The following is a 13209-nucleotide window of genomic DNA, read 5'->3' as shown; positions in this document are numbered from 1 at the left end:
GTTTATAGGCAAACGTCACGTCTTCTGTGTCTTGTTGATTGCTGCCAGCTTTGCAGGACTATTTATTTACGCCAAGGAAGCCCAGATGCCAGCCAAAGCAATAATGTATTACGGCCCGTGGAGTCCGGAAGAAAACCGTTTCGATGCCAGCCGGTGGTTCAGTTCAGGTATGTATCGCCCGCGTCTCATGGGTACTCCGCCTGAAGAGAGCCCAGTGACCATGCTGCGCAATAAGCCTGAAAGTTTGCGACATATTGAGAATGATGTTCTCTTGACCGAAGCGTTATTCGCTGTAGGGCGACAGTTTCCGAAGTTAGATACCGAAGACCTCATTCTGAATACGCCGGACCTGCATCGCCAGATACGGTATGCCTATAGTTCATTTGCCGAGCCTGACAAGCCCGTGGATTCCTATTGGCTTTTCATTACGTTTGCAAACAAGACCGTGGTCGTTACGATCGATTGGGACGTGACAGAAAAGAAACTCTTGCCCCGCTCGATGGCTTCGAATCTGATCGAAAAAAGTGATGAAGAGGCGGCATACCTTCAGGTAAAAAAAGAGCTTGATGGGACGGCTTCAGCCAAGCGTTAACTCACGTTGCCATGACTTCAATGGTTGAAACGACAAATCCCGCCAATAAGCGGGATCTGTGTTTTACCAAGAAGCTTCTTACGAAGGGAACAGCTCGGACAGTTTCATCGACAGCATCATGTCGCCTTCAACGCGCAGCTTGCCGCCCATGAAGGCCTGCATGCCGTCGGTTTCGCCGCTGACGATGTCTTTCAGGGTCTGGCTGTCCAGCACCAGCGTGCAGTTGGCGTCCGGGTTTTCGCCTTCCTGGATGTCGCAGGTGCCGTCTTTGACGATCAGGGCGTATTGCTTGTCTTCGTCGGTGATGTTGAAACCGAAGACCAGGTCCAGACCGGCAGCGGCGGCTGGGTTGAACTTGGCTTGCATTGCTTTTACGGCATCAGCTACGGAGGTCATGGTTCGATCCTTTCTTGGTCATGGGAGCTGGGTGGTTACAGCCAGGGTCACAGTAAGCCGGACTCAGCGAAAAGTGATGAGTTCCGGGGCCTTCAGCAGTTGCAGGTGTGCGTGACTGTTGAAGGAAGCCAGAGCCACCTCGCGACCACGAAACTTCAATTGGTTGAGCGAGGTGTTGACGATTTGCCAGTTCAATTCAAAGGCCTGTCTGGCAGGCATTTGCGTAATCAGGTGGAGCAGGGCAGTGATGGTACCGCCGGAGGTAAACACGGCGATTTTCTGGTTCTTTTCCGCCAGGTCGAGGATGCGGTGCAGCCCGGCCTGAACCCGTTCGACGAAACCCAGCCAGCTTTCCAGTCCGGGTGTGTCGTAGGTGCCGGCAAGCCAGCGCTCGACGACCAGGGCGAAGATGCGCTGGAATTCACCGCGGTTCTGCGCGGCGTTGCGCAGGATGTCGAGGGCTTCCGGCTCTTCCGGCAGCATGGCCGGGAGTAGAGCGCGGATCACCGCATCGGCATCGAATTCGTTGAAGGCGGAATCGGTTTCGAGGACTGGAACCGGCAGGCCTCTGGCGCTGAATTGCTGCAGTGCACTGGTGGCCGTGTGTTGTTGACGACGCAGGTCACCGGCGAGGCAACGATCGAAGCTGATACCGAGGTGGGCGAGGTGCTGGCCGAGGATTTCTGCCTGACGCACACCGGTCGGCGACAGCACGTCGTAATCGTCTGCACCAAAGGAGGCCTGGCCATGTCGTATCAAGTAGATGCTGCCCACGTCCGCGTCGTCCCGGTACGTTGAAGGTCAGGCGAGGTTATGAGGATGGCGTAAGGCTGTCAATGAAAAAACATACGCTTGTTTGAAATGCCCGTTACAGGCGTGTTGCCAGAGGTTTCACGGCTGGCCGATGAGCCAGCGCATGGGTATGCTGGAGCCATTCCGCGTGTAATACACCGTCACGCATTGCTTTGAGGAGTCTCTGTGGATTTTTTCACCGAATACGCCAGCTTCCTGGCCAAGACCGTCACGCTGGTGATCGCCATTCTGGTGGTGCTTGCCAGTTTTGCTGCATTGCGCAGCAAGGGCCGACGCAAATCGGCGGGCCAGTTGCAGGTCAGCAAGCTCAACGATTTCTACAAGGGCCTGCGTGAACGCCTGGAGCAGACCCTGCTCGACAAGGATCAGCTCAAGGCATTGCGCAAGGGCGAAGCGAAAACAGAAAAAAGCGCGAAGAAACAGAAGAACAAGCCTGAGACCAAATCCCGGGTGTTCGTGCTCGACTTCGACGGCGATATCAAGGCTTCCGCCACGGAAAGCCTGCGCCACGAGATCACCGCGCTGCTGACCCTGGCCACGCCGAAAGACGAAGTGGTTCTGCGTCTGGAAAGTGGCGGCGGAATGGTGCACAGCTACGGTCTGGCGTCGTCGCAGCTGGCTCGAATCCGTGATGCGGGCGTGCCACTGACCGTGTGCATCGACAAGGTCGCGGCCAGCGGCGGTTACATGATGGCGTGCATCGGCGACAAGATCATCAGCGCTCCGTTCGCCATCCTCGGTTCGATCGGCGTGGTCGCGCAATTGCCCAACGTCAATCGCCTTTTGAAGAAGCACGATATCGATTTCGAAGTGCTGACCGCCGGTGAGTACAAGCGCACCCTGACCGTGTTTGGTGAAAACACCGAAAAGGGTCGCGAGAAGTTTCAGGAAGACCTCGACATTACCCATCGCTTGTTCAAAAACTTCGTCGCCCGTTATCGCCCGCAACTGGCGATCGATGAGGTGGCTACCGGTGAGGTGTGGCTCGGTATCGCTGCGCTGGAAAACCAACTGGTGGACGAACTGAAGACCAGCGATGAATACCTGGCACAGAAGGCCAAACAGGCCGAGGTCTATCATCTGCACTACGCCGAGCGCAAAAGCCTGCAGGAACGCATCGGCATGGCTGCCAGCGGTTCGGTGGACCGCGTGCTGTTGAGCTGGTGGAGCCGTCTTACCCAGCAACGCTTCTGGTAAACCGCAGGCATAAAAAACGCCGGTCACATGACCGGCGTTTTTGTGTCTGCGACAAACGTCCGACGCTTAGCGGCGACGGAACAGCGGCAGTGGTTCGTCAGCGGCAGCCTGGTAAGTCACCGAGAAGTCCTTGAGGCCTTCCAGTGCTTCGTACGGGTCTTTGTCCGCGCGAATGGCAAAGGCGTCGAAACCGCAGCGATGCATGTAGAACAATTGGTCCCGCAGTACATCGCCAATCGCACGCAGCTCGCCTTTGAAACCATAACGGTCACGCAGCAGACGGGCATTGGAGTAGTTACGGCCGTCGGTAAACGCCGGGAAGTTCAAGGCGATCACCTGAAACTTGGCGACGTCCTCACCGATTTCCTCGGCCTCTTCATCAGCATCCAGCCACACACCCAGACCACCGTCGCGGGCCAGGAGCATGCGGCTGTGCTCGCGCCACAGCTGCAGCGGCACGATCAGATCGTCGCAGTTGCTGATTTCATCGATATTGAAATCCTTCGGCAACAGATGCCAGGTTTCGTCGACGACTTCGTTGTTCTTAATGATTCGCTGCATAGACGCGTTCCTTGAAGAGGTCGATGCCAATACGCTGATAAGTGTCGATGAAGCGCTCGTCTTCGGTGCGTTGTTCAACGTACACGTCGATCAGCTTCGAGATCACGTCAGGCATGGCTTCCTGTGCGAAGGACGGGCCGAGGATCTTGCCCAGGCTCGCATCACGGCTGGCGCTGCCGCCGAGGGAGACCTGATAGAACTCTTCGCCTTTCTTGTCCACGCCGAGAATGCCGATGTGGCCGACGTGGTGATGACCGCAGGCGTTCATGCAACCGGAGATGTTCAGGTCCAGCTCGCCGATGTCGAACAGGTAGTCCAGATCATCGAAGCGACGCTGGATCGATTCGGCAATCGGGATCGACTTGGCGTTGGCCAGCGAGCAGAAGTCACCGCCTGGGCAGCAGATGATGTCGGTCAGCAGGCCGATGTTCGGCGTAGCGAAGCCGCCTTCACGCAACTCGCCCCACAGGGTGAACAACTGGCTCTGCTCGACGTCGGCAAGAATGATGTTCTGCTCGTGGGAAGTGCGCAGTTGCCCGAAACTGTAGCGCTCGGCCAGATCGGCGACGGCGTCGAGTTGCTTGTCGGTGATGTCGCCAGGGGCAACGCCGGTCGGCTTCAACGACAGCGTCACAGCCACATAGCCGGGTTTCTTGTGCGCCAGGGTGTTGCGGCTGCGCCAGCGGGCGAAACCCGGATGCTCTTGGTCCAGATCGGCCAGTTGCGCAGTCTGGTTGTCGAGGGTTTTGTAGTCCGGGTCGACGAAATGCTTGGCGACGCGATGCAGTTCGGCTTCGGTCAGCGTGGTCTGGCCACCGCGCAGGTGCTCCATTTCCGCATCGACTTTCTGCGCGAACACTTCAGGCGTGAGCGCCTTGACGAGGATCTTGATCCGCGCCTTGTATTTGTTGTCGCGACGGCCGTAGCGGTTGTACACACGCAGGATGGCGTCGAGATAGCTCAGCAGGTCTTGCCAAGGCAGGAATTCATTGATGAATGCGCCCACCACCGGCGTACGCCCGAGGCCGCCGCCAACCAGCACGCGGAAACCCAGCTCGCCAGCAGCGTTGTAGACAGGTTCCAGGCCGATGTCGTGGACTTCAATGGCAGCACGGTCGCTGGTCGAGCCGTTGACGGCGATCTTGAATTTGCGCGGCAGGTAGGCGAATTCCGGGTGGAACGTGGTCCACTGGCGGACGATCTCGCACCATGGACGCGGGTCGATCACTTCGTCGGCAGCGACACCGGCAAACTGGTCGGTAGTGACGTTGCGCAGGCAGTTGCCGCTGGTCTGGATCGCATGCATCTGCACGGTCGCGAGTTCAGCGAGGATGTCCGGGATGTCTTCCACCGCAGGCCAGTTGAACTGCACGTTCTGCCGCGTACTGATGTGGGCGTAGCCCTTGTCGTAGTCGCGGGCGATTTTGGCCATCATGCGCACCTGGCGCGAAGTCAGCTGGCCGTAAGGCACCGCCACGCGCAACATCGGCGCGAAGCGCTGGATGTACAGGCCATTTTGCAGGCGCAGGGGGCGGAATTCTTCTTCGCTCAGCTCACCTGCCAGATAGCGTCGGGTCTGATCACGGAACTGCTTGACGCGGTCCTCGATGATCCGCTGATCGTACTCGTCGTATACGTACATATAAGTCCTGTTCTCAGGCTTGGGCTACTCGGAAAACGCTGCGTTTTCGCTTGCTGGAGTCCGATGTTGCCTCTGCAATTCTGCGCGCACGGCCGCGCACTCCGTCACGGAGCCGGGGCAATATACCCGTTTGCAGTTATGCGCAAAAGTGATGTTTGAGTATATGTAAAGAACCAAATCGCCTAACGCGAATGCCGATCATCTAATCCACATTTGTCGTGCGGACAATCATCGTCTTAACTGTGATCGAGTCTTTGTGCAATCACCGATAAAACCGACAAGAGGCGATGCAATGAGCAACCCGACCAAAGCCAGGAAAAGCGACAGTAGCGTCGATGCGTGGGCCATTTTGTTCCTGATCATTCTCGTTGTAGGAACAGCGGTCTTCTGGGTCAGTCATCAGTAAATCAGCGTTCCGGGCCTTTCTTCCAGGGCCCGGATAGCTCGAGTCGGTGCCCGGCCTGGCGCCATCATACCCCGGCCAGATACAACACCAGTTTGACGATGGCAAACAGCGTCAGGCCAAACACGGCTGTAAACAAAACGCCGAGAATCACGAAGTGGCTGGGTTTGCCGTGGGTAAAGTCCCTTTCCCGGTTCTTGCCGCTTTGCACGCCGAACGCCGCTGCCATGACGCTGTGCAGCATCTGCCAGAAACTCGGCGGTTTGTTGTCGACTGGATCGTCCATAAATCCCTCTGCGAAAAATCGTCCCCCGAAGCATAGTCAATCGCTGTGGTCACGGATGCCGCGTTACAACTTTTGCGCACGGGATATAGCCATGTACCGCCGGACAGCGCGGCGTCAGTGATGTGCTGTCGCTCCATTTACAGGAGCGATGTATGTCCACCGATTCACACGTTTCGACCGTAACCGAGCGCCCCCTCAAACCTGCGGCGTCCGAGAGCCTTCACGCACCCTGGCTCGAGTCCGTGATGCCGCATTGGCTGATTCAGGCGCCGGTGCACAGGAAAACCGAGCTCAAGCAGGCGCAGACAGTGTTCCCACGCTGGTACACGCAGGCGACGCCGGCCCAGCGTCAGGTGGTCAATACCAGCTACAGGATGAGTTTTATTGCTCAGACGAGGCTGGACCGCTCCATGTCCACCTTCAAAGACATCGAAACCTTCGCCCGGCCGCTCCTGGCGCAGGCGCTGGAACACCGCTATCAGGTCGCCGTGGATCTGGATAACACGCTGTTGTGCCTCAGGCGGCCAATACGCGCTGGCATTCTCGGCGAGGAAATCGGTTCATTCGAGGCATTGACGCTGCCGATGCTCCAGGCCGCTTTGCACAACTTCGAAAGTGATGAGTGTGCTTACGGCGCCTTTCACAGCAGCTCTGGCTTCGCAACCGCAACCGCCGTAAAAGGTGCCCTCAAGGCTGTTCCGGTGAATGTGTCGGTCAGGAACTACCTGAACCTGTGCCGCGAACTGGATATCGGTGCCCGGTACCAGGTTTATCTGACAAGGTTTTTCCATCCGGTCGATCCGGCCGCGGAAGCCAAGTTGCGCCGGCACTTCATCGCCAGTCAGAAAACGGCCATGCGCGCGGCAGCCGAACGCGCACTGTTGACCAAGGATATTCAACCTGAAGATCACGCGATGATCCTCGCGGTGATCAACGGCGAAAGGCACCCGCGAATCGGCGACAAGCAGGTGTGGTTTCAAGACCTGGGCTTGATGCGGCACCGGCTGGTCGGATGTGTAGTGTTCAAGATCGCGCAAAAGTATGGCCCGGTGGACGCGGTAATTCTGTACGTCCCCAACGATCCGGAACTCCCGCTAAAGCGCTATACCGGCACGCAAATGCAGGACACCTTCAAGCGCCTGCTGAGTGCTCGCGATGCGCAACAGGCGGACAGCACGGCCCCTACGTCCTATCAACGATTCTTCAGTCAGTTCTTCCCATATGAGAAGCGTGCGTATTACTTCAGCCAATTCGTAAAGTCTGCAGACGGCGCATCGGATTGGCTGTCGTCACCGTGGCGCAAGATTCTGCAGACAACGTTGATTTTTGTAGAGATCTGGAAGACATCACCGAAATATCAAAAAATGATCCCGGATACCGATCCTTACGTGGCAGTTTCGTTGATGCCGCACCTTCAGGTATATCCGTGGGCAAGGAATAGCGACCTCTGGGCGTACTTGTACGAAAAACACCGTGACAAGGTCATCAACGACGCTCGTGGTCACGCGGTACCTACCGCCGACGTCGACGCCAAGGCGCGCGATGCCAAGCTGTCCGGGCTGCTGCAATTCGGTCTGCTGGCGCTGAACATGGCGTCCATGTTCGTTCCGGTACTGGGCGAAATCATGCTGGTTGTCATGACGGCCCAGTTGCTCTACGAAACTGTCGAAGGCGTGATCGAGTGGGGCGAGGGGGACAAACACGCCGCCAGGGCGCATCTTGTCGACGTTGCTGAAAACCTTGCGCAGATCGGCGCGATGGCCGCCGCAGGAGCAACATTCAATCGGGTGACAGCCGTTAAACCGGAGCCGGTGATCGAAGATCTGCACCCGGTGACGCTGCCTGATGGCAAGAGGCGCCTGTGGCGGCCGACCTTGCGCGGCTATGAACAAGCGCTCAGCCCCGGCAAGTTGTCGCGGCCCGACGCGGCGGGGCAGTACCGCGTCGCCGGCACAACCTGGATGCGCCAGGGCGGCAGGCTCTATGAGCAGACGTTTGACCGCTCCAGCGGGCACTGGCGGTTGAAACATCCCACCGACTCTCTGGCTTACCAACCGTTGCTCAGCCATAACGGCCACGGTGCCTGGCGCCTGAGCCTAGAACAGCCCATGGCATGGGATCGCTTGACCCTGCTGCGACGCATCGGGCACCTCACCGATGGTTACTCCGATGACACCTTGCTGGCGCTGGCCGATATCAGCGGTATCAGCGATGGCGCCCTGCGCAAGATGCATCTGAATCAGTTGCCCCCGCCCCCTGAACTGCGAGACGCCATGCGCCTGTTCGATGCCGATGCACAGGCGAGGCAAATGGTCGAGCAATTGCGCGGAGCCAGGCCCATCGACGAGCACTACCTGTATGCAGTCCCGCTGGTCACCGAGATGCCCCGTTGGCCTGCCGATCGGGTTCTGGAGATGACAGCTGATCCGCATGGAGCAGGTCCGTCCATCCGCTATGGTGCGCAGAATACGCTGCCCGGTTTGGGCCAAAAGCCCGCTATCCGCCTGACACGCACGCAAGTGTTGAACGGGGAAATGCCGGCGCGGATTCTGGCTGCGTTGGAAGAGCAGGAAATCAACTATCTGCTGGGACGCACGGCTGCCCAATTTCGCCCGGCACGGCCCGATGAGTTCGGCAAACAACTCGCCGAGTACGCCTATACGCGTCAACCGGCGATTTTTGACAGTCTTTATCGCGGTACCGAATCGTCGAGTGCGCCTGTGCGCCTGTTGCAGCGTGAATGTCCCGGTCTCAGCGACGTGGCTGCCCAGGATGTGATCGAGCATGCTTCGACGCACGAGCTGGCCCGAATGGATGCGACCGGGCGTTCCCCTTTGAGAATGCTGGAAGAGGCTCGCTGGCATGTCCGCCATGGCCGCCAGGCCCGCGCGTTTGCCGGTTTGCACAGCGAAAACCTGGCGTCGGCGGACAGTCGGCGACTGGCTTTGCACGCGCTGGAACAATTGTCTGGCTGGCCGCACTCGCTGCGTCTGGAAATTCGCGAGGGGAGCGTGAATGGCACCTTGCTCGACAGCATCGGCGAGCCGATGGCGCCGGTTAGACGCTATCTGGTGAAAAACGGACCTTTCTATCAAGCGTTCAATGATCACGCCCAGGCATTGAACAGAGTCTCGAGGGGCCAGGACAGCTTTTACAGTTCGCTCATGCACGCGTTGCCTGAGGACACACGTTCGTCAATCGGATTGTCTGTCGGCAACGCCCATGGTGAGCTGCAACAGAAAATCATCGAATCGGCCCACCTTCATCGAGCCGAAGCTGCGCGATTGCTGTCGCCGGCTGCAAAGTGGTTCAAACCGCCGGTACGCGTGGGCGCACGACTGCTGGGTTATTACGCCAGTGGCCGTGGTACAGGCCTCAATCCATCCCTCGAATCACGCATTGCGCATCTATACCCCGAGTCGCGCCAGGCACGGGCATTTCTCGCCCGGCAACACGGCCAGAGTGAAACGCAGATTCAGCTCGAACTGGAATCTCGCCGCCAGGATTGGGACGCGTTGAACGTTGCACTTGAGCGATGGCAGGCAGCGCCGAGTGATAGCCGCACTGCAACGCACAGGGCGCAACTGGCACAGACACTGCGAGAGACATGGCGTAATGGTCCGCTGGACGGGCAGGCGGCGGAGGCGGCCCGCCTGACAATCCATTGCGACACGCCATTGCCCGAGCTGAGTACAGGCTTTCCCCACGTGCGTGAACTGGCCATCACCGGCATCGGCATCACCGACGCCAATGCGGACGGGTTTCTGGCGGCGTTCCCGAATGTCACCGATTTATGGCTCGGTGAATTGAGGCGCTATGGCCAGACACCTGTCACCCGACCGCTTAGCACATTGCCAGAGGCGGTTGAGCGGCTGCCCGGGCTGAGACGTCTGCGTTTCTCTACCGATGCGCCATTGCTCGCGGAAAGCTTTGCGCGAAGGCTGGGTGGACTGACTTCGCTGGAGCAACTGCGCATCGACTATCACGGATTCGATTCCACCACCTTGCATGGTCTTGACCTGCAATCGCTGACACGACTGCGCAGATTACGCATCGATGCGCCCCACGCGTTATGGCGGTGGCCAGCATACGTTGAACGACTTCAGCAGCTCAGACGCCTTGACCTCACGCACACCTTGATCGAAACCTTGCCCGACTCGCTCTACAGCGGCCATGACAGACTCTGGGCCGGGTTATCGCTGGATTGGTCACGTGTCACCCCAGCGACGTTCCGTCGGGCCTATGAGTTTGTCAGCCGCCACTCCGGCCCGCGCGGCCACCTGCTCGATGTGCATCAGATGGTCAGTGAATATTGCCGCGCCGAACTCGATAGCATGGCCGTCGCCCCGGATAGCGCCGACCCTTTGCCGCAGGCATTCAATGCAGCCTGGTCAACACCGTCGGCAAGGGTGGCGGCGATCGAGCAGCTTCGGGCCGAACATGAGGCCATCTTCGCCGCGTTTTATCCGCCATCCCCGCGCCAGGGATCACGCTATGCAGCGCCCGCGCGGCGCTGGTCGACAGGGGCCAGCGCGGACCTGTTACATACGTTGAAAAGCAGCTGGCACGGTGCGATTCGTCAGCGCTATGGCCTGTCCGCCGTCGTTGAGCGCTTTAGCTTCGTCGAGCTGCCCGGCGCCACCACCCGTGTCGAGCTTCCTTCGTTGCCGGCCGGCAGTTTCGCCCATGTGCGCACGCTGCGTCTGGGAGGGCTGAAAGTGTCCTCCGGCCAGGCGCGGGATTTTATTCGCGCCTTCAGTCATATCGAAACGCTTGAGCTGGGGGGATGCATGTTCACTGAGCTACCTTTTGCAGCGCAGGCGTTGCCCGCGCTGCGTCGGCTCGACGTGTCCGGTAACAGAATCACGGTGACGGCAATGGTCCAGCGCCAACTCAATGCGCTGCCACAACTGGTACGACTGAACCTGAGTCATAACCCGCTGGGGCGACTCGATGCCACGGCTTTGAGCGGGCTCGAGGCCTTGAATCTGAGATCGACGGATTTGCTGGCCTGGCCCACCGGGGCGGAAACTCTGCCACGGCTGTCATGGCTCGATTTACGAGACAACCGGATCGCGTCCCTGTCGCCGCAAGCGGTGGCGCATCCTGACGCATTGATGAGGACGAATCTGTCGGGCAACGCCTTCAGTGCCGACGGTGAGGCAGCTTTTCACGCGGCGCTGCAGCGCATCGAGCAGCAGCGGGGGTTGGGCCAGGGCACGTTGTCTCGCTTCGCCGCAGAGCCGGTGCCTGAGCATTTTCCGCCGTTGGAAACCGGCGGTTCGTTCAGTGATCTGCTCCTGCCACTCCCGCAGCCGGCGCCTGTCAGTTCAGGCGCTTCGGGGCATTTGCAGCGGTTGGCGGTGATCCTCGATCGCGAACGGGCGCAACGCAGTCTGCTGGTGCTGCGAACACGGGCCTTGAATGACGCTCAGATCGATGCGCAGATCAGCCAATGGCATTTGAGCTGCGAGGCGCTGACCCGTCAGTTGAACGATTGGCTCTATACCAGGGAAGTACGAACGAACACTGTCCTGGTCAGTGCGCAAGTGCGTTCACTGGTGGCCCGGCGAATCAGCGAGACGTGGCGCCACACCCTGACCCGGCACTCCGGCGGCGATGGCCTGGAGCTTGAATTGGCAGGATTGCAGACCGGAGAACTGCCGGCGCTTGTGGTGCAGTTTCCGGGCGTGACGACGCTCGATCTGAGCGGTGCAGGGATCACGGCGCGGGGGAGCGCGGGTTTTCTCGACGGTTTTCCCGACCTCGAGACCTTGTATCTGAGTGGTAACGAATTGGGCGCGGTGCCTGCGCCGGTGCTGCACATGCGTCATCTCACGCGCCTGGACATGCAGTATTGCAGCTTGCGCAGTGCGACGAGTGTTTACCCTTTGCTGGGCAACTCGCGGCTGCGCACGCTGGATTTGAGTTACAACGAACTTCGTGTTTTCAATCCGCCCGATTATGGCGTGATCGAGTCTCTGGATCTGCGCTACAACCAACTGAGCGAATGGCCTGACGGAGTGCTGCGGGCGCCCGGGTTGCAGGCCCTGAACCTCAGCGGTAACGCAATCGCGGAAATCCCCACGGCGCTTTTCGATGGCGATCATTCGGGTCTGATCGCAGGCTCGGATCTGTCAGAAAATCGCAATTTGTCGCTTTCTGCACTGCAAGACCTCAGGCGTTACAGCCGCGAGCGCGCCATACCGCATGTGCTGGGCATGACGCGCGCGGAGATTGAGACGATGATCAACCGTCAGGTGTTCGGTGATCTGTTCGGGATTCCTGAAGACGGTGCTCCAACCGATAACGCTGGCGGCGTTGTCGACGATCCCCATGCGCAGGTATTTCCTGCCGAGAAAGTTTTTCATCCAGCCAACGATGTCGCACCACGCTCACGCGATCCGTGGCTTGTGGACAGCGATCCGCAGTGGGTTGCGCGCAGAACCGAGCTCTGGGCGCAATTGGCGCAAGAGCCGAATCACGAGCGGTTTTTCCAGTTGCTGCGCTTGTTGCTCGATACGCAGGACTACAGGCTGATGCGAGGCGACCTGACGCAAAGAGTCTGGCATGTCATGGAGGCCGCTGAGGAAAATACCGAACTGCGGCAACTGTTGTTTCAGGGCGCCGAGACCCACGGCACCTGTCCGGACGGGCGGATTCTGACATTCAGTGATTTGGAAGTGCGGGTCGCGGTCTATCACCAGTTGCGTGACATACCGTTGAATCGAATGGCGTCCAGAGGTCGGGCGCTGCTGCGTCTGTCGCGGCAACTGTTTCGCCTGGATCGCGTCGAGACGCTGGCTGAAGCTGCCGGTGTGGGTATGGATCGTGCGGAAGTGCGCCTTAAATATCGCATCGGTTTGACGGGCGGCTGGGGCGACGGTGTAGATTTACCGGGCCAGCCCGCGTCGATGATTTATGACGTCCCGCTGAGTGATGAACTGCTGGAGTACACCCGCGCCTCGATTCTTGAGGCAGAGGGCACCGATGCGCTGTCCGTAAGCATGGCAGAGCGCGACTACTGGATCTCTTACCTGCAAGATCTTCACCCACAAGAGATGGCCGCGCTGGACGTTGCGGTTGACGAGCGACGCCAGCAACTGTGGGACCAGCTCAATCAGCGTCTCGCCCGCAATGAACTGAGTTCCGAGGAATACGACCTTGAACTGAACAGATTGGGCAAGGCCATGGACGTGCTGCGCACACAGAAACGCGCCGAGCTGACCCGCCGGGTGATCACCGAGCTGAACAGCTTCGCCGGGGAATCCGAACAACCCGGCCGCCTGCCACCAACATCCGGTTCCTGAGGGCACCTT

At 59.1% G+C, this 13209-nt stretch carries 8 protein-coding genes; 3 read left to right on the top strand and 5 right to left on the bottom strand.

Annotation, left to right across the window (positions count from 1 at the left end):
• Positions 1-85 precede the first annotated feature (85 nt).
• Positions 86-592: a hypothetical protein gene (locus V8J63_RS04040; RefSeq protein WP_133338144.1), complete on the top strand. Its 507-nt coding sequence runs from the start codon at positions 86-88 to the stop codon at positions 590-592.
• A 78-nt stretch (positions 593-670) separates the two neighbouring features.
• Here V8J63_RS04040 and V8J63_RS04035 read toward each other — a convergent pair whose 3' ends face one another.
• Together V8J63_RS04035 and V8J63_RS04030 are read right to left on the bottom strand one after the other, a co-directional pair.
• A complete protein-coding gene (locus V8J63_RS04035; RefSeq protein ID WP_016774477.1) occupies positions 671-988 on the bottom strand; it encodes an SCP2 sterol-binding domain-containing protein in 318 nt (105 codons plus the stop codon).
• 63 nt (positions 989-1051) lie between these two features.
• Positions 1052-1762, bottom strand: coding sequence for a histidine phosphatase family protein (locus V8J63_RS04030; RefSeq protein WP_336463618.1), 711 nt, complete (start codon positions 1760-1762; stop codon positions 1052-1054).
• 204 nt (positions 1763-1966) lie between these two features.
• On the opposite strand from V8J63_RS04030, the gene sohB reads away from it, so the two are divergent.
• Positions 1967-2998 (top strand): protease SohB, encoded by a 1032-nt coding sequence (gene sohB / locus V8J63_RS04025; protein WP_016774479.1) that lies wholly within the window; start codon positions 1967-1969, stop codon positions 2996-2998.
• A gap of 66 nt (positions 2999-3064) precedes the next feature.
• Here the strand turns inward: sohB and V8J63_RS04020 are convergent, their stop codons facing one another.
• The 3 genes from V8J63_RS04020 to V8J63_RS04010 form a co-directional block, all read right to left on the bottom strand.
• On the bottom strand, positions 3065-3559 hold the full coding sequence (locus tag V8J63_RS04020; protein ID WP_016774480.1) for a DUF934 domain-containing protein: 495 nt from the start codon (positions 3557-3559) through the stop codon (positions 3065-3067).
• Positions 3543-5201, bottom strand: a complete 1659-nt coding sequence (locus V8J63_RS04015) for a nitrite/sulfite reductase (protein ID WP_024012729.1) — start codon at positions 5199-5201, stop codon at positions 3543-3545. The genes V8J63_RS04020 and V8J63_RS04015 overlap by 17 nt, the downstream gene beginning before the upstream one ends.
• A 470-nt stretch (positions 5202-5671) precedes the next feature.
• Positions 5672-5890 (bottom strand): DUF2970 domain-containing protein, encoded by a 219-nt coding sequence (locus V8J63_RS04010; protein WP_016774481.1) that lies wholly within the window; start codon positions 5888-5890, stop codon positions 5672-5674.
• 152 nt (positions 5891-6042) lie between these two features.
• On the opposite strand from V8J63_RS04010, the gene V8J63_RS04005 reads away from it, so the two are divergent.
• Positions 6043-13200, top strand: a complete 7158-nt coding sequence (locus V8J63_RS04005; protein ID WP_336463617.1) for an NEL-type E3 ubiquitin ligase domain-containing protein — start codon at positions 6043-6045, stop codon at positions 13198-13200.
• The last annotated feature ends 9 nt before the right edge of the window (positions 13201-13209 follow it).

The organism is Pseudomonas sp. CCNWLW23 (assembly GCF_037095675.1).
Taxonomy (GTDB): domain Bacteria; phylum Pseudomonadota; class Gammaproteobacteria; order Pseudomonadales; family Pseudomonadaceae; genus Aquipseudomonas; species Aquipseudomonas atacamensis.
This window is presented reverse-complemented; position numbering and strand designations above follow the sequence as displayed.